The organism is Lactobacillus apis (assembly GCF_003150935.1).
Taxonomy (GTDB): Bacteria; Bacillota; Bacilli; order Lactobacillales; family Lactobacillaceae; genus Lactobacillus; species Lactobacillus apis.
This window is the reverse complement of record NZ_CP029476.1, coordinates 197457-218587: the sequence shown is the minus strand read 5'-3', so window position 1 is coordinate 218587 and position 21131 is coordinate 197457. Positions and strand designations below refer to the sequence as shown.

Here is a 21131-nt window from a genome sequence, read left to right as displayed (position 1 = left end):
CTAATTTCTCTCCTTTTCAAATCGAACCTTAGTATCAGAAGTTAAATCTTTACTTATCCCAGTTGACCAACCTTGTGGCTTAAATTCTAGTGTAACTTTTCTCTGCTCTGCGCCATGCAAGTTAGCTATTAATTTTTGTTGTCCACTCTCACTTTGATAACTAAGATTTACTTTTAAGTTATCAGTCAGAGGAAAATCATTCCAGTTAAAACTAGGTATAACTGTTAACGGCCTAATCTTCAATAGGTCTTTTTGTGCATCAAATTCTATACCTAAAACGTTTTTAATCATTAAAACACTGAATGAGCCATCACTCCAGCCACATTTACCGCAGTGGTTAAATCGCATGACATTATCTCCACTGCTTCCTACTTCATATGGCCACCACCACCAGCTACCATCTAAGTCGGTTAACTTCTCTAATATGTCAATCTTTTCCATAAATTTTGAATGGTCATTGACAGTACCCATTAACAAAGTGATGTAGCCGGGAAAGGTTGCTTCGGACTGATCACCCCACGATATTCCCTTACTTAGCTTGCTGTATGTAGGATTATCTGAGCTACTAGCAAATTGGAGTGTTTCCAAATAATAGCCTTCCAATACATCATTAAAGCCATAAAATGGGGCAAGTGTTGTATCAGATTCTTCGCCATCATGAAATTCTAAAGTGATCTTGTCTTCTTTAATAACTCTAGTTAAAAAGTCTAGACCTTGATCTACAATATCAGTTTGATATTGCTTTAAGTCTGTCGCTAATTCTCCATTTTCAGGATTAACGCCTTCTATGAATCGTTTTCGTCCTTGATTGTTTTCAATTAAACAATATTCTAGAATTTGTTTCTTTAGTTCATCAGCAATTTCTTCATAACGCTTTGCTTCATCTGGTTGATTTAAAACTTCACGGTAGATTTTACCAATGCCATTTACAGCTGTCCAAAAGGTGATTTGTGTACCAGTGTGAAATTCCCCTAGCGCAATACCGTCTGATATCCATTGTGATTTTATCAAGCCAAATTTGGAATCGCGACGTGCAATTAGGTAATTTACAACATATAAAATATGTTCCCACATTTGAAGGTTTTGCTTAAGAAATTCAACGTCGTTAGTTTCAGTAAGATATAGTGTTAATAAAATCGCGCTATTCAAAGAATTTTCAACTGAATGTTGGATTCCACCATTAAATTTTCCACCCTTTGGTTTTATTTCATATTGAACAAACCAAAGAATTACCTTTTTAGCTAGTTCATGGTCAAAATATATTGCTGGCAAACTAGCATAAAACATGTCACGAAGCCACGTTCGATCAACAACTGGACTTGAACCCCAATTAGCACCTACCACTTTCCCATTTGTGCTTTCTGAAATACTATTCAGCGCATTAGCTGCTTTACGTGTAATCAAAGTAGCTAATTCTGGATTAGTCGGTATTTCTAGCTGACCGTATTTTCCAATAAGATAATTATAAGAAGAAATTATTATTTTGTTCATTTCTTCATCTGTCACATTAAAAGCTGCGTTAGGATCAGTTAAAGTAGCCCAGCCTGCTTGATCATCCATTACACGCTGATTATTAGCATAGTTAAATTCAACATTATGACGATCAGAATATTTCAAGTGATAGCATTTAGGAAAAATCAGCTTTACATCCTTCGAAGAGTCATTTCTTATGGCACAGAGTTCAATTAACCCACTGACCGATTCTCCTGATTCCAGATAAATTGGTAAAAACAATTGCAAAACTGTGAAATCAGAGTAGCGATGAATAAAACGAGGTATCAGCTTAAACAACAAATCGTATTCAATTTGATGGTCTTCTTTATCTAGCGGAGTTGCATGCCCATTTACTTCGATTTCTGTGCTGATATTTGCCTCTTGAACAAATCCATTTGAGACCCAAGTACCAGGCTTATCTTCCGTAAAATATGCATCTCTAAAAAAGCTAATTGCTTTTATAAGTCCCTTTTCGCTTATACTAGCTTGCATTTTTTGATTACTGACTTCAACCGAAAAGTCTGTAGCAGGAAATAAATGACCATAATAACTCTTTTGGTTAGTAGTTATTTGGCTGTCGTTATTAGTAGTGACATTATAAAACTGATTCTTTTTAGTTTGCCAGCCAGTTTCAAAAATAAATCCAAGTTCTTCTTTCATCTTAAACAATACCAATCAGTGAAGCCAATACAGACAGAATAACAATTGCAAATATCAATGTAATTACGCCAATCTTCTTGTCCTTTAACAGTTTGTAGCAAACTAAAGTAATTGCTACGGGTAAAAGACCTTCAAAAATTTGATCAAGAACGGATTGGACATTCATAATTGTTTTTCCGCCCATTGTCCATTTAATCGTTGTCTTAAAAATGACCATTTGCACAGTCATAGCACCAACCATCACAAGCCCTAAGATACTTGCTGCTTTGGTCAGAACATTCATTAGCCCATTTTCGTAAAGTTTCTTAACATAACTTGATCCAAGTGAATATCCCAAAAAACCACCATAATAACGAATAACATAGTTAGGGATGTTAAACATTACCAAGAAGATAATTGGAGCCAAAAAATTGTCATTACGTGCGAAGTTAATTGCTAATGCTGCACACACTGCACGCCAGACTCCCCAGAATAAAGAATCACCAATACCAGCCAAAGGTCCCATTAAACTAGTTTTAACTGCATTAATTGAGTCCGCATTAAAATCCGGTTCTTGACTATTTTCTTTTTCCATTGAAGCAGCAATTCCCATAACAAAAGTCGACATCGGAACTGTTGTACTGAAGTAAGAAGTTTCTCGTTCTAGAGCTTTTCGTCTACCTTCCTCATTGTTTTTGTAGAATTTATTGATGAATGGCATTAGTGAAAAACAGAAGCCACCACCACCCATTAGCACTGGGTTAACGGAAATATACATTGTTGATGACCGCCAGAACATGCTGCGGATCATTTTCTTTTCATCTTTGGATAAATTTTGTGTTAGTTTCATGCGAAGAAATCCTCCTCTTCTTGACTAATGGTCGCTTTTTCATCCGTTTGCTTAGCTTCAGCTGCAGCAGCTGGCTTATTCTTCATAATTTTCATTTCACTCATATCACGTTCAGCGACAACAACAGCGACAATAGCTGCGAGTACGGCAATAGCCATCAATGGTAATTTTAGGTAAGCCATTAAAACTACGCCCAAGAAGTAATATTGTGCCAATTTATTGTCCCATAGAAGCAGCAGTAACATGGCCATTCCAACGGCTGGTAACAAATTACCTGCAACAGTTAGACCATTCATGATTGTCTTTGGAATTGCTTGGAGAGCAATCTGTACAGCCTTTGAACCGAATAAAACGGCAAAAAATGGAATCATTGCATATAGGCCATAGTGAAGAACCCATAGTCCAAAGTGAAGTCCAACCATTTTCTTGTCTTCACCTTTTTTAGCAAACTTATCAAACAGCGGTGCAAAAGGCCCAATCACAAATGAAAGAATCATGTTCAAAAATTGTAGACCCAAAACGGCGAGCGGGAATGCCAACGTAATATTTGCTCCCATGTTACCTGACTGGATGGTGAAAACAGTTGCTAAGGCTGCTGCCAAAGCAGGCTCTGCTGTACTGGAAATACCAATATTAACTACTCCCATAAAAATAGTTTCAACTGATGCTCCGACCATAAGACCTGTATGAACGTCACCCAATAAAAAGCCCAAAAGTGGAGCTACAACAATTGGTCGACTCAACATCGCGTTACCGAAAAACTCGTGACCAGCTGTACCAATAAATACAGCAATCGCGGTCATTAATGCGTCATAAAACATTTTCTATCCCCTATTCCTTGATTTTCTTCAAAATTTCTTTTCCCGTATGTTTTTCCATATTAGGAGTACCTTGGAAATATGTATCTGGGAATTCATCTACTAACTTCCTTAGATTTTCGATTTCTGCTGGTGACAGCCTAACTTCTTTGGTTAAAGTTATTTCATCTCCTTCAGCATTCATTTTTCCAGCATTACCAATAATGACCTGATCTGGCTTTTCATTAATATGATCTGCTACTGTCAGTGCGTCTTTAACCGTAGTTGTAATCACTAGAAGGCGCATGTCTTTAGAGCGAGCATCATTCAATAACTCAGCTGCATTATCAACTGATAAAACAATTGTTTTAATATCAGACGGTGCCGCCATTTTTAACATCATTTTTTGCATATCATCAGCTGCTGCCTTGTCGTTAGCAACAACAATTCCATTCAGTCTCAGCGCCTTGCTCCAGGACATTGAGACTTGTCCATGAATTAGTCTTTCATCTACACGTAAAGCTGCAATCATTTCTTAACTCCTTATTCAAAAAAATCAGATTTCTGATCTTCTACATTCTTTTGTTCTTTTTCCAACTTAAAAAGTTCAACCTGACTTTGGCCAATCAATTCTTCTAAATGTTCTTCTGTCAGCTCTTCACTATCAAGAAAAACTGCCATTACAATTGCTAGATTAGTTTGAGTAACTATAAAAATATCTTTTTCCTTAGCTGCTTCTAAAACCACTTTTTGATTAACGCTACCACCCTTTAAATCTGTGAAAATCACGGCTGGGCGTTGGGCGCCTTTAATAAAGTCGGTGATTTTACTTGTATAATCAGTTTTGTCTACATAAGCGTCTATCACTTGGATTTTGTCTCCCATGCCAGTTAAGATATCAACTGAGCTTTTCAGACCACTGGCTAAATGCCCGTGACTTGCAATCAATATATCAGTCATCTTGTCCCTCCTTTATTTCCTGTTTACTTTTCTTTTAGCAAGATCTATGCCAGGTTAAACAAAGCTTGAAATAGCAACACAAAAAAAGAAGTGTTTAAAAATTAAACACTTCTTTTTACGCTTTTAAACACTCTTAGATAAACTGTCTAAACAGCTCATATAGCAATGACATTTCGTATGTTGAAACTTTAATATTATATTTCAATTCAATTGGTTGAAAGATACTCTTAGTAATTTTAAAAAATGCACTTTCTTTTTTCGAAGATGGTTCAACCTCAACTTTACCTTCATTGTGCATCATCAATCGTTCAATCATTAAAGCAATGTGCATATAAAGATTCAGCTTGACCTTGCCGTCCAGTTTTAAATTATAAAAGTCTTCGTATTTTTTATTAATTGTTTCAACCTCACTTAAGACAACGTCAGGATTTAAAAAACTCAGTCGTTCTGAAATTCCCTCTTTTGAAAAGAAACGTAACAATTCATTATTAAAACTGTCCAACTGCTCAGGACTTAAATATGGAGAGAGCCACTTCTTGAGCTTGTTTTCCCCGCTTGAATCCAAGATATCGTATAGATTCATGAAGTTAAATTCAACTTCATCTGTAATGTCAATTGTTGTTAATACGAATAGTGTCTGCTTAAAGTATGACCATTTCTTTTCTTCAATTTTTTCCTTTAATGCGTTATAGCCAAGTGGGATGACCTTAATATTATTAGGCAAATACTGTCTCATAATTTCGCTAATCTTTTCGGCAATTCCCAAGCCAGAAATACATGAAACTAAAATATTTAGTGATTGTGAAAAGCCTTCATAATACTTCACACTAATGCCATAGTCTTTATCTGCTTTTTCAGCAATTTGTTTGAATGGCAAGTTTTGCTTCATTTTCAATGCTAAATCAAGTGCCGTTAATGTCGTTAGGTTGTTAACGACCAGTAGATCGCCATCTAATTGAGAGCTAATTTTTGCATAAAGTTGACTTAAAGAGCCCATATCGACCATTAAAATAAACCCATTTGTTGTGTTAAAACTGGCAATTAACTTGTTAGCTTCATTAATGATTAATTTGATATCAGCATCAATTGGCATATCAATTGCATCAAACACATAATTACCACAAAGTGAATTAATAACGCTTTGAATGCTCGTAGCAGTACTCTCCCCGTGCGCAACCATCAGACCACGCAATTGGATGTTTTCATCCACATGATCACTCAATAAGATTGCCAAAATCAAAATCAATCCATTTTGACTTTCTTTATCTAAAACGGATAACTGTTCATAAAACTTATATGACACATGCAATGATCGCGGTAAATGCTCTCTAATAGCTTCTTTAAGATCCTCTAAGTTACAATCGGGCTTAAAGTGATGCTCATAAAGAACGTAGATAATTGGTTCAAGATAATGAGTTTTATTCAAACCATATTGTTTTTCAATGATTTTTTTAAACAAATAACGATGCTGTACATGTAACCCTGATACCAATTCATCGTCAGTAAGAAACTTATTAATTGCTTGAATTTCTAACAGGCAATTATTTAAATTTTTCGTAGAATAGTTAGATGCTAGCTCATTTAACGAATCGTTAATACTTGCCAATTCGTTGGCTAGACTGAAGTTTTTTGTATAAAATCCTTTGTTGCCTTTACCTACCTTGATCTGACCATAATCTTTAAAAAGTGGTAAAGAATTGGTCCGTAAATTCTTTAATGCCAAAGTAATGACATCAGCATCTTGCTCATCATGATAAGCAGCAGCACATGAAACCTTGATAATGTTTTTTAAATAGCCAATATTTCCTGAGTGGTTGAGCTGAACAAGCGATGAAACGACTCGCTTATCAACTATTATTTGTTTATCGATTTTTTGAGCTTCTACATAGAAAAGCGAACTAATTAATTCCAAGCGCTCATCAACTGGCCGATCGATAAAATCAGGCAAATCCACTCTTACTGGTATTCTACGTAAAAAAGTTGGGAGCAAAACTTGCTCTGGCTTCTCTGTAGTTGCCATCACTAGACGGACACTTGCACTTACGGGATGAACATTATCACCAACTTTATAAAATTGTCCTGTGTCTATAAAACTGAATAATTTCTCTTGATTTTCATTGCTCAAGCGATGAACTTCATCTAAAAAAAGATACCCACCGTCTGCTTGCTTTAATAAACCTTCTTTTTCGTTATCAGCTCCTGTATATGCACCTTTAACATAGCCAAATAACATACTGGATATCAACTCTGGATTATTAGCATAATTAGCACAGTTTAGAACAACATAGGGTGCTTTTTCTGTGATAGCACCTTCTTTTTTAGCGTATGTAAAAATTTTGCTCGCCAGATAGCTTTTTCCTGTTCCCGAATTGCCAGTAATTAGCACATCCAACCCGTTTGGTGGATAAGTTACTGCTGCACTTACCTGCTCAAGCACTTTTTCTAGTGAGCCATGATTTCCAATAACGTCGTCAAACTCAGGTGGATTTCTTGTAACTTTTCCTGAAACTTTAGTCCACTTTACAGGACGCTCATCAATCTTTTTTACTTTACCATCCTTAACCAATTGATTAAGATAATGGCTTACAACTGATCTTGATAAATCCAACTCATCAGCTAACTCACTAGTGCCAATTGCTGCATTAGTGGGCAAATTATCAATTTGTCTTAGGACTCGGTTCTTAGCAGTACCCATTATTTCAAACTCCCTCAACTTAACTACCTGTTATAGTTATAAATAATAGCGCTTTCCATTGCAAAAAACTAAAGAAATTTTGAAAAATGTTTTTCCTAGGCGAAAACACTAATTAATAAGCCTTTTGCACTGCCGCATATATTTAGATCCAGTTGACACATTTTTATTAATACTTTATGCTAATCATATTAAAGGTTTGGAGGTAATTTGATGATTTCTAATCAACAATTACAGCAGAATAACCGTTATTACTATAGCTACTATAGATAAGGTCTAAGTTCATCTAGATGAATTTAGACTAAAAAGTTTAAATTTATCTATGATGGCTATAGCTTTTTGAGTGTAATTAGTCACATAGGTTTCTAAGTGGCTAATTATTAGAGCAAAATAGTACTAATAATTAATTTACAGATTAGTTAATGATATCCACTTAGAAATAAGTGGGTATTTTTTATGGAGGATTGCAAAATGCAAATCAAAAAATTAATGGCAGGATTAAGTTTAGCTGGATTACTATTATTAGGAGGCTGCAGCAATGATAAAAAAGCTGATAATGATTCAGACGTAAAACACGTTGGTGTTTTACAAGTCGTTCAACACCCTTCTTTAGACAAAGCATACAAGGGCTTTAAAAAAGGGTTAAAGGAAGAAGGCTATGTCGAAGGTAAAAACCTTAAGATTGATTACCAGAATGCACAGAATAATCAAGATAATCTGAAGAGTATGAGTGAAAAATTGGTTAATGAGAAATCCGATTTAATGCTTGGTATTGCAACTCCTGCTGCTCAAAGTTTGGCAAATGCTAGTCAAGATATCCCAATTGTGGTTACCGCCGTCACCGACTTAAAGGCAGCTAAGCTAGTTAAGTCCGATGCTAAACCTGGTAAAAATGTTACTGGGACCACTGATATGGTTTCGATCGAGAGACAGATTAAGCTACTTCTATCAATTGTTCCCAAGGCTAAAACAGTCGGTATTATGTACAATGCCGGTGAGTCAAATTCAAAAATTCAAGCAGATTTAGCTACAGCTGTTCTTAAAAAAGCAGGAGTCAAAGTTTTAATTAAGACAGCTAACTCAACTAACGATGTTCAACAAGTAACTGAAACTTTAGCTTCAAAGGTTGACGGTATTTTCGTTCCTACCGACAATACTTTTGATTCCGCTGCAGACGTTGTTGGTAAAGTTGTTAAAGAGAAGAAAGTGCCACTAGTGGCAAGTTCAGTTGATCAGGTTAAAACCGGTGGACTTGCTTCAATCGGAATTGATTACGAATTACTTGGTGAACAAACTGGGAAAATGGCAGCTAAGATTTTAGCTGGTAAAGCTAAACCAGCTGAAATGCCGGTTGAGAAAGCTCATGACATGAAATTAGTTGTCAACAAGAAAATGGCTAAGACACTTGGAATTAATCCCAAGTCAATCAAAGCTCCTAAATAACTGCAAGAAATGTAATTCTGGCCACTGATATCAGCGACCTTTTTATTCGGCTAAAATACTCTCCTTCCCTTTTTCAGATACAACCATTACAAAACTTGACTTTTTCTTCTTTTTTTCCTATAATTTTTTCATCAAGGTTGGAGGTATTTGATAATGAATATTTGTCAAAATTCACAACTGAATAACCGTTATTACTTTAGCTACTTTAGATAGTGTTTGAATTCATCAAGGTGAGTTCAAACAAAACGCAAGTTTGAGTTTATCTATGATGGCTAGAGCGATTTGTTTACGGTTAGCCACATAACTTTTAAGTGGCTAGGCGCAACTATTAAAATTACAAAATAATTTTTGTGATACCCACTTAGAAGTAAGTGGGTATTTTTTTATGGAGGATTGCAAAATGCAGATCAAAAAATTAATGGCGGGGCTAAGTTTAGCCGGATTACTCTTATTGGGTGGATGTAGCAATAATAAAAAAGCTGATAACAGTTCAGAAGTTAAGCATGTGGGGATTTTGCAAGTTGTACAGCACCCATCCCTTGACAAAGCATATGCTGGATTTAAAAAGGGTCTTAAAAAAGGTGGCTACGTTGAAGGTAAAAACCTTAAGATTGACTACCAAAATGCTCAAAATAGTCAAGACAACTTAAAGAGTATGAGTGAAAAACTTGTGAACGAGAAGTCAGACTTAATTCTTGGAATAGCAACTCCAGCAGCACAAAGTGTGGCTAACTCAACTCAAGATATCCCAGTAGTTGTCACTGCCGTAACGGATTTAAAAGCTGCTAAGTTAGTTGATTCGAACGCAAAACCAGGCAGAAATATTACTGGTACAACCGACATGGTTTCAATTGACAAGCAAATTAAATTGCTTTTATCAATTGTTCCAAAAGCTAAAACAATTGGTGTTATGTACAATGCTGGTGAAGCAAATTCAAAGATTCAGGCAGATTTAGCAATCAAGGCTCTTAAAAAAGCTGGTGTAAAAGTAGTAGTTAAAACAGCTAATACAACTAATGACGTTCAACAAGTAACTGAAACTTTGGCAGGAAAAGTTCAAGGCATCTATGTTCCAACTGACAATACTTTTGCTTCAGCAGCTTCAATCATTGGTAAGGTTGTTAAAGAAAAGAAAATTCCGTTGGTTGCCGGCTCAACTGACCAAGTTAAAACTGGTGGTTTAGCTTCAATCGGTATCGACTATGAATCACTTGGCGAACAAACAGGAAAAATGGCTGCTAAAATTTTAGATCGCAAAGCTAAACCTGCTGATATGCCAGTTGAAAAAGCAGAAAAATTACAATTAGTTGTTAACAAAAAGATGGCTAAGGCCCTTGGAATTGATCCTAATTCCATTAAGGCCCCCAAATAAATAGCAGAAAGGTAGCGTGAATGTAGAACAATGTTAAATACTTTTTGGGAATTACTTCTCTCAGCGTCCTCACAAGGATTGCTTTGGTCACTAATGGCCATTGGCGTATACTTAACTTTTCGGATTCTTGACTTGGCCGATATGACCGCAGAAGGCAGTTTTCCCTTGGGCGGAGCAATCGCCACAATGTGTCTAGTTAAAGGTGTTAATCCCTTTATAGCTACACTAGCAGCTTTTGGCGGTGGCTTAATTGCAGGACTAGTGACAGGAGTTTTAAATACTAAATTACGAATTCCATCGTTATTGGCCGGAATCATCACAATGACTGGTTTGTACTCGATTACTTCAAGAGTCATGCAAAATGCCGCTAACGTTTCTCTCTTAGGTAAAGAAACAATTTTCTCAATCGCGCAAAAATGGGGCTTATCTAGAAATAATGCAGTTATCGTTATGGGATTAATCATTGCCCTACTTGTAATAGCTTTACTTGTGATTTTCTTCAGAACTGAAATTGGCTTAGCAATGCGCGCAACTGGTGACAATCCACAAATGAGTGCCGCAAATGGTATCAAAACTGAGCAAATGAAGATTTTAGGTTACATGATTTCTAACGGTTGTATTGCTCTTTCCGGTGCATTGCTTGCCCAAAATAATGGTTTTGCCGACTTAAACTCTGGTGTAGGTACCCTAGTTATCGGTTTAGCTTCAATCATTATCGCAGAAGTTCTTGTGCGCAACTTGCCAATCTGGGGACGCTTACTAACTTTAGTCTTGGGTGCAATTATTTACCGCTTGATTTTAGCGCTAGTTTTCCAGATGAACGTTGAACCTGCAGACGCCAAATTGGCTTCAGCCTTAGTTCTAGTTGTTTGTCTTGTATTACCTAATTTCCATTTACCGCGTAATCTAAAGGGAGGAAAAAATCATGCCAGAAGTACTAAAGATTAAAAATTTACACCAAACTTTTGAGAGTGGCACCGTTAATGAAAACAGAGTACTGCGCGGCGTTAATTTAGATTTAGAGGCTGGTGATTTTGTTACCATTATCGGTAGTAATGGTGCTGGTAAATCCACTTTACTAAACAGTATTGCTGGAACCATTCCGGTCCAAGAAGGACAAATCATTTTAAACGGAACTGATATTACCAAATTGCCTGTTACCAAGCGTGCTAAAAATATAAGCCGAGTTTTTCAAGATCCAAAAATGGGAACAGCAGTAAGATTGACTGTAGAAGAAAACTTAGCCTTGGCAATGAAACGTGGACAAAGACGTGGCTTTCGTCCGGGAGTTAAAAAGCAAGATCGCAAGTTCTTCAAAAAACAACTCGCTCAGTTAGGACTTAACCTTGAAAACCGTTTGGATACAGAAATTGGTTTATTATCAGGTGGTCAACGTCAAGCAATTACATTATTAATGGCCACATTGCAACGGCCAGATTTAATTTTACTTGATGAGCACACTGCTGCTCTTGATCCCAAAACTTCAATCACAGTAATGGAATTAACCGAAAAGCTAATTAATGACCAAAAGCTAACTGCTTTCATGGTTACGCACAACATGGAAGACGCTATTCGCTACGGTAATCGACTAATTATGTTGCATCAAGGAAAAGTTGCAGTTAACTTAGCAGGTGAAGAAAAGCAAAGCTTAACAGTGCCTAAGTTAATGGAATTATTCCAAAAGCAAGTTGGTGCTGAAGTTGAAGACGATGCTATGTTATTAGTATAAAAATTCCAAAATAAAAGCTCTGGAATAATACTTTCAGAGCTTTTATTTTTGTTTCAAATCAAAAAAATGATTGCAATCATCTTTCTCCCCCGCAATATTTTTTGTCTTCTAATAACCAAAATATCAATTACATACTAAAAAAAGTTTCACTCACAATAGCAAGTGAAACTTTTTTAATATAAGTACTTCTTTACAGCTTCTTTAGGATCCATCCCCGCACGAATTTTCAATTCTAACTCAATCGCTACATCAGCAATGATTGATTGAGGATCAATCACCTTATAAGGATGATCAGGGGCTTTTTCTTGGGCTAAAGAAAGTTCAGTGCAACCTAACAAAATAACGTTACAGCCGTACTCATCATGCATCTTACGTAAAATACTATGATATAGTTCTGCGTCCACTACACCCTTTTGCTTGATGTTAGTATAAATCAGTTCAGTAACCATCGGCTGAATTTCAGGGCCACCCAGTTCTGCCTGACGGCCAACTGCCGTAATTTCATCAACATATAAATGGTCATAAATTGATCCCTCAGTCGCAATTACGCCAATTTTCTGCTCATTAGGATATTCTTCAACAAACCGGTGCACTGCAATCCGCATCATATGCAAGAAAGGGACATCAGTTAGACTAGCAAGGTCATCATAAAAATAGTGTGCTGTATTACACGGCATAATAAAGAAATCAGGACCTAATTGCGCCTGTTGTAAAACATCCTCACGCAAATTGATGAAAAAGTTTGGTTTGGAATGGTCTTTAATATAGGCTGTTCGATCAGGTACTTGGGCGTCATTAACCAAAACATAATTTAAATAGTCTTGGTCTTTAGTGATTTTAATTCGGTGGTTAAGTTGTCTTGCAAGACTTTCAGTTGCAATTGTCCCCATACCACCAAGAATTGTAAAAAAGTTTCTCATTATTGCGCTTTTCTCACTATTTAAAGTGCTCGTTCTGTCCTTCCAGCTCATTAATCATTTGCTGGGCTACATTGATATCAGAAGGATAAGGAGTATTGACCCCGCGAACCTTTTGGAAGCCATCTTCACCCTTACCACAGATTAGAACAACGTCACCATTTTTTGACATATTAATTGCATCATAAATTGCTTTTTGTCGATCTAATTCGATTGTGACATCAACTTTAGAGTGGTCAATTCCCGCGTCAATTTCCTGGCAGATCTCCATTGGATCTTCAAAGCCTGGATCATCAGTTGTCAAAAAAGCCTTGTCAGCATATGCATTCAAACTCTTACTAAAACCAGGACGTCGTGAAATCCCCTTATCACCAGGTGCACCGACTACTACTATGATTTTTGGATTATCAAATTCGCGTTGCATGAAGCCCATTAAAGCCATCATTGATGCTTCATTATGAGCATAGTCAACAACTACCACACCATGATCCTTAGTAACTTCAGTTTGCATTCTTCCGGGAACAGATACTTGGCTTATCCCTTTAGCAGCAGGGGCATGTTCCATGCCTGCCAGACCTGCACCAATAACTGCTGCAGTTCCGTTGGACTCGTTAAAATCACCAAGCATCTTCAACTGATACTCACCAGCTATCTTAAGCTGCTTTGCCTTGTCACTTACACAGAGAACTTGGAACTTCGTACGAGCCATATCAAGTTCCTCCGTAGAAAAGCGGAAGTCAATTGTTTGCTTTAGGCTCGGATTGGTAAACTTTTCATCCGCAAATAAGTAAATACTATCGGGATCTGTTGTTGTTGTAGCTGCTGCGTAGACTTCATCAAAGTGGGCTGTTTGCGCATTGATAATACACTTGCGCGCATTAACCAACAGTTGTAACTTACAATGTAGATAATCTGCAAAGTTTGGGTGTTCATTTGGTCCAATATGATCAGGCGAAATGTTCAAAAAGAAGCCTAAATCATAAGTTAAGCCAAAGACACGGTTACGCTTATAAGCCTGACTAGAAACTTCCATTACCAAATGAGTCATTCCGTTATCAACTGCTTCACGCATATCACGGAACAAATCAAGTGACTCCGGTGTGGTTAAACTCGACTTAAAAGTATCTTCTGGCTTTTGACCAACAACATTGTTAACAGAAGAAATTAATGCAGTACGTCCACCATTAACTTGATCTAGCATCCCCTTTAAAAAGTAAGAGGTTGTTGTCTTGCCCTTAGTTCCAGTAATTGCAATTACATACAAATCATCTTGTGGAAAACGGAAAAATGTCGCAGATAGCAATGCCATTGCCTTTGAAACATCGCGAACAATCAGTGCGTGCATCCCTTTACCTTCTGGGTATGGCTGTTCAGCCACATAACAGTTAGCACCATTATCTTTTGCCATTGATAAATAAGTTGGTCTAAAACCGGCACCTTTGCAGAAAAACAAGGTGTTGGTTTTAATATCACGTGAATCGTATGACACATATTCCATTTTGGTCATAACAGTATCTTGAACTGCGCTCGATTTAAGTAAGTGATGTTCTTTTAATATTAAAATACAGGTATTTAAAGAAATACTCATGCTATACCCCTCTATTTGTTATCTAGTCAAAATTATAACACAGCTAGGCTAGAGATTTTGTATTCTTTGGGTCTAATGGCAAACAAATGATAAAACGTGTCCACTTATCGTCGGATTCACAACGAATCTTGCCATGGTGCAAGTCGACTATGCTCTTGGTAATAGCTAAGCCCAGTCCAGTTCCACCAGTTTGAGTATTCCGCGAGCCTTCCATACGATAAAAACGCTCAAAAATTTTCTTTAAAGAGTCCTTGGGAATGCGCTCACCGTTATTTTCTACCCGTAATTCAACCTCATTGTTATTAACTAAATTGGCAATCAAGTTTATTTGGGTAGCACCGGTACCATATTTCAAGGCATTAGTAATCAAGTTATTATACACACGCACTAATTTTTCTGGGTCAGCTTGAATCGTCAAGTCCTTGGGTCTTGTTTCAATGTTAAAAACAACCCCCTTTTCATCTGCTTCAAATTCAAAACCAGCTGCTACTTGTTCAAGCATTGAAAAAATATGCAGGGAGGTCAGGTTTAAACTAGTATTAGTAGATTTTAGCGTTGTATATTCAAGCAAATCATGTGCAAGCGACTTCATTTGTTCTGCTTTAGAATACGCAATGTTAAGGTAGCGTTGCTGTTCTTCTGGATCGTCTACACCAGATTTAAGCAAGCCGAGATAACCAATAATTGATGTTAATGGCGTCCTAATATCATGTGAGACGTTGCTAATTAATTCATCTTTTGATTGCTCAATTGCCCTTTCTTCATTAATTGCATTTACAGTACTGTCAACTAAAGAATTGATTGAATCAATTACCTTTTGTAAATCGGTTTTCACTTTAAACGAAATAGTGTGGTCAAAATGACCTTGAGCAATATAGTGCAGCTCTGAAATAACATGGCGCAACTGCATTTGATGATATCGTCTAATTAAACGCCAATATAAGACAATCAAATCGCCGATGCCCATCATGACCAAAAACGTATTTTGCCAGGACCATAGGTGCCGACCCCCAGCAAACGTGATTGTTTTTTTCAAAAAATAAATACCGTTTACCAAGTTCTTATTTTGCAAAATCGTTAAATTGATCAAAATAACGATGGATAAATTGAGTAATAGGAGTAGCACAATTGTAATCACGCCTTCAGCAAACAGTTCACTTTTTTCCGTAGCTGTTAACTTGACATGTTCTTTATTCATTTTTATTTAGGCCTCAACCTTATAACCTACACCCCAGACAGTCTGGATAACGTCTTCGCCGCCAGTAGCTTTCTGGATTTTGTCACGCAAATGCGAAACGTGGACCATTACAGTCTTGGCCGAGACAATAGATTCCTGTTGCCATACTCGTTCGAAAATTTCGTCGGCAGAAAAAACACGATTTGGGTGACTAGCAAGTAAATACAAAATGCCAAATTCCAAAGCTGTTAATTGAATATCTTTGCCATCAATTGTTTTTACTTCGTGTGAATCGCGGTTAATAACTAGAGGGCCGATTTCCAAAACATCCGGTTCGTCATCCTTAACTTGCTTTTGACTACGACGCAAAAGTGAACGGACCCGAGCCATTACTTCAAGCGGATTAAATGGCTTTGAAACGTAGTCATCAGCACCAGTAATTAGGCCTTGAATTTTATCCATATCTCCGGTCTTAGCTGACACAATAATAATTGGAATATCAGAGTCCTTTCGAACTTCTTTAATTACATCAATTCCGCTCATACTTGGCATCATTACGTCCAAAATCATTAACGAAATATCAGGTGTAGTAGTTAATTTAGTGATAGCTTCTTTACCACTATATGCTATAACCGGAGTATAACCTTCATTCTTTAGATAAATACTCAATAATTCAACAATTTCTTTATCGTCATCGACTACCAAAATTTTCATAGGGCTTTGTCCCTTCTTTTTATTTATTAATTATTGTGAATAATCTCTACCACTTATAGTGTAGCAGACTCTATAATTCATATTTTAGCTAATTTTGTTACAATCACCTAACATTCACACATAACTTATCTTTTTGTTAAAAAAGCTGGGCACTTGGCCCAACTTTTAGCTAAAATCATTTATTCCATTTAAGTATTTAATTATCCATTGCCGGTCAATTAAACCAATAAATTTACCATCATGATCCTGAACCGCAACTTTTTCGGCATTACATAAAAGGCTGAGCACTTTAGCCAACTTTTCGTCAGCGCTGATTGCTAGAAGCTGGTCGCTTTCTTGTCCATAATCTTCAGCCAGCTGATTGAAGAGGATTGCTTGTCTTACAGGCGTTTCGTAGATATCCTTACCCAAGCTGCCACGGAAAAAGTCTTGGACGAATTGATTAGCCGGATGACGCAAGATTTCATTGGGCTCGCCCACTTGAAGCAGCTCACCATCTTTCATGATTCCAATTCGATCTGCTATTTTAAGTGCCTCGCTCATATCATGGGTGACAAAAACAATTGTGTTATGTAGATTTTCATGCAGGTCGACAACTAAGTCTTGTAAATTAGTTCGAGATAATGGATCAAGCGCACTAAACGGTTCGTCCATTAAAACAATTGGCGGCTGAGAAGCAATCGCACGTAAAATACCTATTCGTTGCTGCTCTCCGCCAGATAGTTCACTAGGATAGCGAGAAGAATAGCTTTTAGGATCAAGTCCTACTTCGGTTAACAATTGCTCAGTTTTCTTTTGCTGCTTCTTATCCTTGCGCCGACATTCGCCCTTAATTTCTGGAATTAGTGAGATGTTTTGAGCAACGGTCATATTCGGAAATAATGCAATTTGTTGTAAAACATAACCAATATTCCAACGTAATTTTTGTAAATCATATGAAGTAGTTGGTTGCTCATTCACCAATACCTGTCCGGCCGTAGGGTCTTCCAATCGGTTAATCATCTTAATTGATGTTGTTTTACCACTACCTGAATTTCCAACTAAGACGAACAATTCACCCTGCTTAATTTCAAGATTAAGGTCATTAATTACTAACTTATCGGCAAAAGATTTTTTTACATGCTCAAATTTTATTGCTGTCGTCATCTTAATTCTCCTTAATCAAATGATGCTTAACCAAGTATTGGTGTGCAACTTTGCCAGGATCAACGTTTTTTACGTTAACTTCATAGTTCATTTCCTGCATTTCTTTTTCAGTAATCTTACCCGCAAGCTTATTTAGGCTTTGAACAATCTTTGGATGTTTATTGGCAAAATCTATGCTCATTAAAGGCGCACCCTGATAAATAGGAAAATTATGTTTATCATCCCGCAGAATGCTCAAGTGGTATTGTCGTAACTCACTATCAGTAGAATAGGCATCAACAATATTTACCTTATTTTGTTGAATTGCTTGGTAACGTAGTGCTGGTTCCATTGATTTAACAGGAAAGTCAATATCATAACGCTTTTTAATTCCTTTGAAACCATCACCACGATCAATGAATTCCATGGTCATTCCACCCTTTAATTGAGACTGAATTGGTGCTAAATCGCTGATTTTATGCAGATGATGCTTGTTCATAAACGAAGTTTTTACTGCTAACGCATATGTATTGTCGTACACCATTGGCTTTAACAAAGCTAACTTGTCTTGCTGTTTCATTAATTGCCGAGCTTTTTGATAAGTTTGCTGTTCGTCAAGCCCGGAAGTTGAAATTGGCTTTTTAGCAAAAGTCTCTAAAATTGTTCCGGTAAATTCTGGATAAATATCAATTTTATTATTTTTAAGTGCACTATATAAAAAAGTAGTCTTACCAAAATTCGGCTTCAAAACAACTTTAACGTGTGCATCGCCATCTTCAATTAATTCCTTATACATATTAATCAAAATTTCTGGTTCTGAGCCAAGTTTACCTGCAATAGTAATTGTTTCGGTACGGTTCTCCACAGCCTGATAAATACCTGAACCTGCTAAGAAAAGCAGACAAACTGCAAAAACGCCTAAAGCCTTTTTCACAGATGCATGCTCAAGCCATTTAATTAGAGCGCTCAAGCAGATTGCCAGCGCACCTGAACAAACCGCACCAATAATAATCAAAGCAGTATTATTGCGATCAATTCCCAGTAAAATAAAACTACCTAGACCACCTGCACCAATTAATGCAGCCATTGTCGCCGTTCCAACAATTAACACCAGTGCAGTTCGAATACCAGAAATAATTGTTGGTAAAGCTAGCGGTATCTCAACCTTGCATAACTTCTGCATCCTTGACATGCCGAAGGCATTTGCAGCTTCTTCTAATGCCGGATCAATTCCAGTTAGGCCGATATAAGTGTTTTGAAAAATTGGCAGTAACGCGTAGACAACAAGTGCAATTACTGCTGGAACAGTGCCAATTCCAACAAGTGGAATTAATAATCCCAAAAGAGCTAGCGAAGGAATCGTTTGTAAAATACTAGTCACCTGTAAGAGAAATTCCGCTGCCTTTTTGTGTTTCGTTGCCCAAAAAGCAAGCGGCATGGCAATTATCATCGCCAACAATAGCGAAACAAGCGAAATTTGTAAGTGCTGTAAGAGTGCTACCCACAAATCGCCCCTGCGTTCGCTCAGAATTTGAAGTATTTGATTCATCACTAATTTCCTTTTATTAATACCACATGCATGCTAATGCTGAATATAGTATTTTTAACCTATCATTATAATTTTATCTTTGTATAATGATAACACAAACAAGTGTTCTAAGCCAAACATCTGCTTTACGGTATTTCCTTTATTTGAGCGTTTTTATGAGCATACAAAAAATCCCAACCTCTTCTAATAAGAGATTAGGATTTCTTAATTTAAGACTATTCGATTTCCTTTTTACCAGTATATAACTCGTAGTAATAGCCTTTTTCTTTCAATAGTTCTTGGTGATTACCAGCTTCAATAATGTGACCATGGTCGAGAACCAGAATCAAGTCAGAGTTAACAATTGTCGATAACCGGTGTGCAATTACAAAACTAGTTCGTCCGGCCAGCAGGTTATCCATTCCGGCTTGAACAAGTTTCTCAGTTTGAGTATCAATGCTTGAAGTAGCTTCATCTAGAATCATTACTGGCTCATCAGCAATCATTGCTCGCGCAATACTTAGTAACTGCATTTGTCCTTGGGAAAGATCTCCACCATTACCATCAATCACAGTCTTATAGCCTTCATCTAGATTATGGATGAATTCATCAGCATGCGATAAATGCGCTGCTTGGTAAACATCATCATCACTTGCTTCCATATTGCCAAATCTGATGTTATCCATTACAGTTCCGGTAAACAGGTGAGTTTCCTGCAAAACAATTGATAGTGAATGACGCAAGTCATCCTTCTTAATTCTGCTAATTGGAATTCCATCGTAGGTAATTGTTCCTGAATTAATCTCATAAAACCGATTAATCATATTGGAAATAGTTGTTTTACCCGCACCAGTTTCACCAACAAGTGCAACTTTCATTCCTGGTTTTGCATCAAGAGAAATGTTATACAAAATTTGTTTATTTGGTGAGTAGCCAAAGTTAACATTGTCAAACACAATGTGACCTTTGACAGTTACTTGCTTAACAGATCCATCTTTTTGAGGAACATTCCAGTGCCATGCACCCTTAACGTCGCGGTCCTTAGTGATAGTTACATCACCATCATCAGTTTCAACCGGTTCATCTTCCAAATCAAAAATTCGTTTAGCACCAGCCAAAGCCATTACGATTGAGTTTAATTGTTGCGAAATTTGTGCAATTGGCATTGAGAACTGTTTTGCTAGCTGCAAGAAGGCACCAATCACACCCAATGAAATTGGTGCGAGGTGGTTAAGTGAAACGGCACCACCAATAACTGCAATTAAAACATAAAGTAAGTTACCCATGTTACCCATAATGGGGAACAAGACAGTAGCGTATGTATTTGCCTTACCAGCTGCATTTTCTAGGGCATGGTTGTAAGTTTCAAACTCCTCTTCAACTTCTGGCTCATGACTGAAGACCTTGATAACTTTCAGTCCATTAAGCATTTCTTCGTTATAGCCGTTAACTTGCCCAAGTTCTTTTTGTTGCAATTGGAAGTAGTGCGATGAACGAGAAGTTAGGAAACGCACAATTCCTAGTGAAAGCACAAACATCACTAAAGTGAAAATTGTTAACTGCCAACTTAAAGTAAACATTGCCACTAAGGCGAAGACAATGTTTAAAGTTGAGTTCATAAATTGCGGAATTGACTGGGAGATCATTTGCATTAATGTATCAATATCGTTTGTATAACGACTCATGATATCGCCATAGTCATTTTCATCAAAATATGAAATTGGCAATTTTTCCATGTGCTCAAACATTTCATTACGTACCCGATACTGAACCTTTTGAGCTAAAACAGCCATTAAGACGGCAAACAGGTAACTAGAAATAAAACCAATTGCATAAAAACCAAACATCACCACAATTGCTTGCCAAAGTGGACCAAAATTTGGATGTGCTTGTTTTGTTAGAGGAATAATATAAACATTAATTAACCGTTCAATAAATAGTGATCCGATTATGTTAGCCCCTGCCGACAAAATAATGGCGATGATAGATGTAATAAGCATCCAGGGACTAGTATTTGCGATTAACTTCAATAATCTAAATAAGGTAGTAGTTCGCTGCCCCTTCATTTCTGCATTTTTATTTGTCACTGCTTTATCCAAATTCATC

General features: G+C 36.9%; 17 protein-coding genes. 4 read left to right on the top strand and 13 right to left on the bottom strand.

Annotated elements, in window-relative coordinates; all coding sequences use genetic code 11:
* The 6 genes from DKL56_RS01030 to DKL56_RS01005 form a co-directional block, all read right to left on the bottom strand.
* Positions 1-2154, bottom strand: coding sequence for a glucosidase family protein (locus DKL56_RS01030; RefSeq protein ID WP_109715091.1), 2154 nt, complete (start codon positions 2152-2154; stop codon positions 1-3).
* A gap of 1 nt (position 2155) precedes the next feature.
* Positions 2156-2983 carry a PTS system mannose/fructose/sorbose family transporter subunit IID gene (locus DKL56_RS01025; RefSeq protein ID WP_109715090.1) on the bottom strand — a complete coding sequence of 276 codons (828 nt, stop codon included), beginning with the start codon at positions 2981-2983 and terminating at the stop codon, positions 2156-2158.
* Positions 2980-3804, bottom strand: coding sequence for a PTS mannose/fructose/sorbose/N-acetylgalactosamine transporter subunit IIC (locus DKL56_RS01020; RefSeq protein WP_109715089.1), 825 nt, complete (start codon positions 3802-3804; stop codon positions 2980-2982). Before DKL56_RS01020 ends, DKL56_RS01025 begins: the two co-directional genes overlap by 4 nt.
* A gap of 10 nt (positions 3805-3814) precedes the next feature.
* Positions 3815-4312: a PTS sugar transporter subunit IIB gene (locus DKL56_RS01015; protein ID WP_109715088.1), complete on the bottom strand. Its 498-nt coding sequence runs from the start codon at positions 4310-4312 to the stop codon at positions 3815-3817.
* Positions 4313-4323: 11 nt separating this feature from the next.
* Positions 4324-4740, bottom strand: a complete 417-nt coding sequence (locus DKL56_RS01010; protein WP_109715087.1) for a PTS sugar transporter subunit IIA domain-containing protein — start codon at positions 4738-4740, stop codon at positions 4324-4326.
* Positions 4741-4873: 133 nt separating this feature from the next.
* Positions 4874-7435, bottom strand: a complete 2562-nt coding sequence (locus DKL56_RS01005) for a sigma 54-interacting transcriptional regulator (RefSeq protein ID WP_109715086.1) — start codon at positions 7433-7435, stop codon at positions 4874-4876.
* A 468-nt stretch (positions 7436-7903) separates the two neighbouring features.
* Here DKL56_RS01005 and DKL56_RS01000 point away from each other — a divergent pair, with 468 nt between their 5' ends.
* The 4 genes from DKL56_RS01000 (at position 7904) to DKL56_RS00985 (ending at position 11976) form a co-directional block, all read left to right on the top strand.
* The gene (locus tag DKL56_RS01000) at positions 7904-8875 is read left to right on the top strand and encodes an ABC transporter substrate-binding protein (protein ID WP_109715085.1); all 972 of its coding nucleotides are present in this window, start codon (positions 7904-7906) and stop codon (positions 8873-8875) included.
* 400 nt (positions 8876-9275) lie between these two features.
* Entirely contained in the window at positions 9276-10247 is a 972-nt protein-coding gene (locus DKL56_RS00995; protein ID WP_109715084.1) for an ABC transporter substrate-binding protein, read from the top strand.
* Between the two features lie 30 nt (positions 10248-10277).
* Positions 10278-11195, top strand: a complete 918-nt coding sequence (locus DKL56_RS00990) for an ABC transporter permease (RefSeq protein ID WP_109715083.1) — start codon at positions 10278-10280, stop codon at positions 11193-11195.
* Positions 11173-11976, top strand: a complete 804-nt coding sequence (locus DKL56_RS00985) for an ABC transporter ATP-binding protein (RefSeq protein WP_109715082.1) — start codon at positions 11173-11175, stop codon at positions 11974-11976. Before DKL56_RS00990 ends, DKL56_RS00985 begins: the two co-directional genes overlap by 23 nt.
* 173 nt (positions 11977-12149) lie before the next feature.
* Here DKL56_RS00985 and DKL56_RS00980 read toward each other — a convergent pair whose 3' ends face one another.
* The 7 genes from DKL56_RS00980 to DKL56_RS00950 all read right to left on the bottom strand — a co-directional run bounded on the left by DKL56_RS00980 (position 12150) and on the right by DKL56_RS00950 (position 21130).
* Positions 12150-12896 (bottom strand): aspartate/glutamate racemase family protein, encoded by a 747-nt coding sequence (locus DKL56_RS00980; RefSeq protein ID WP_109715081.1) that lies wholly within the window; start codon positions 12894-12896, stop codon positions 12150-12152.
* A 16-nt stretch (positions 12897-12912) separates the two neighbouring features.
* Positions 12913-14481 carry a UDP-N-acetylmuramoyl-L-alanyl-D-glutamate--2,6-diaminopimelate ligase gene (locus DKL56_RS00975; protein WP_109715080.1) on the bottom strand — a complete coding sequence of 523 codons (1569 nt, stop codon included), beginning with the start codon at positions 14479-14481 and terminating at the stop codon, positions 12913-12915.
* 43 nt (positions 14482-14524) lie between these two features.
* Entirely contained in the window at positions 14525-15679 is a 1155-nt protein-coding gene (locus DKL56_RS00970; protein ID WP_074426012.1) for a sensor histidine kinase, read from the bottom strand.
* 6 nt (positions 15680-15685) lie between these two features.
* The gene (gene croR, locus DKL56_RS00965) at positions 15686-16372 is read right to left on the bottom strand and encodes a response regulator transcription factor CroR (protein WP_046305986.1); all 687 of its coding nucleotides are present in this window, start codon (positions 16370-16372) and stop codon (positions 15686-15688) included.
* A 165-nt stretch (positions 16373-16537) separates the two neighbouring features.
* On the bottom strand, positions 16538-17518 hold the full coding sequence (locus DKL56_RS00960) for an ABC transporter ATP-binding protein (RefSeq protein WP_109715079.1): 981 nt from the start codon (positions 17516-17518) through the stop codon (positions 16538-16540).
* A 1-nt stretch (position 17519) separates the two neighbouring features.
* Positions 17520-19046 carry an ABC transporter permease/substrate-binding protein gene (locus DKL56_RS00955; protein ID WP_109715078.1) on the bottom strand — a complete coding sequence of 509 codons (1527 nt, stop codon included), beginning with the start codon at positions 19044-19046 and terminating at the stop codon, positions 17520-17522.
* A 215-nt stretch (positions 19047-19261) separates the two neighbouring features.
* A complete protein-coding gene (locus tag DKL56_RS00950) occupies positions 19262-21130 on the bottom strand; it encodes an ABC transporter ATP-binding protein (protein ID WP_109715077.1) in 1869 nt (622 codons plus the stop codon).
* Between the last annotated feature and the right edge of the window lies 1 nt (position 21131).

Coding starts and splice junctions, on each gene's coding strand:
- DKL56_RS00970 (WP_074426012.1), bottom strand. CDS start 15,679: ATGAATAAAGAACATGTCAAGTTAACAGCTACGGAAAAAAGTGAACTG.
- DKL56_RS00995 (WP_109715084.1), top strand. CDS start 9,276: ATGCAGATCAAAAAATTAATGGCGGGGCTAAGTTTAGCCGGATTACTC.
- DKL56_RS00980 (WP_109715081.1), bottom strand. CDS start 12,896: ATGAGAAACTTTTTTACAATTCTTGGTGGTATGGGGACAATTGCAACT.
- DKL56_RS00950 (WP_109715077.1), bottom strand. CDS start 21,130: ATGAATTTGGATAAAGCAGTGACAAATAAAAATGCAGAAATGAAGGGG.
- DKL56_RS01005 (WP_109715086.1), bottom strand. CDS start 7,435: ATGGGTACTGCTAAGAACCGAGTCCTAAGACAAATTGATAATTTGCCC.
- DKL56_RS01025 (WP_109715090.1), bottom strand. CDS start 2,983: ATGAAACTAACACAAAATTTATCCAAAGATGAAAAGAAAATGATCCGC.
- DKL56_RS00990 (WP_109715083.1), top strand. CDS start 10,278: ATGTTAAATACTTTTTGGGAATTACTTCTCTCAGCGTCCTCACAAGGA.
- DKL56_RS00955 (WP_109715078.1), bottom strand. CDS start 19,046: ATGAATCAAATACTTCAAATTCTGAGCGAACGCAGGGGCGATTTGTGG.
- DKL56_RS00975 (WP_109715080.1), bottom strand. CDS start 14,481: ATGAGTATTTCTTTAAATACCTGTATTTTAATATTAAAAGAACATCAC.
- croR (WP_046305986.1), bottom strand. CDS start 16,372: ATGAAAATTTTGGTAGTCGATGACGATAAAGAAATTGTTGAATTATTG.
- DKL56_RS01015 (WP_109715088.1), bottom strand. CDS start 4,312: ATGATTGCAGCTTTACGTGTAGATGAAAGACTAATTCATGGACAAGTC.
- DKL56_RS01000 (WP_109715085.1), top strand. CDS start 7,904: ATGCAAATCAAAAAATTAATGGCAGGATTAAGTTTAGCTGGATTACTA.
- DKL56_RS01030 (WP_109715091.1), bottom strand. CDS start 2,154: ATGAAAGAAGAACTTGGATTTATTTTTGAAACTGGCTGGCAAACTAAA.
- DKL56_RS00960 (WP_109715079.1), bottom strand. CDS start 17,518: ATGACGACAGCAATAAAATTTGAGCATGTAAAAAAATCTTTTGCCGAT.
- DKL56_RS00985 (WP_109715082.1), top strand. CDS start 11,173: ATGCCAGAAGTACTAAAGATTAAAAATTTACACCAAACTTTTGAGAGT.
- DKL56_RS01020 (WP_109715089.1), bottom strand. CDS start 3,804: ATGTTTTATGACGCATTAATGACCGCGATTGCTGTATTTATTGGTACA.
- DKL56_RS01010 (WP_109715087.1), bottom strand. CDS start 4,740: ATGACTGATATATTGATTGCAAGTCACGGGCATTTAGCCAGTGGTCTG.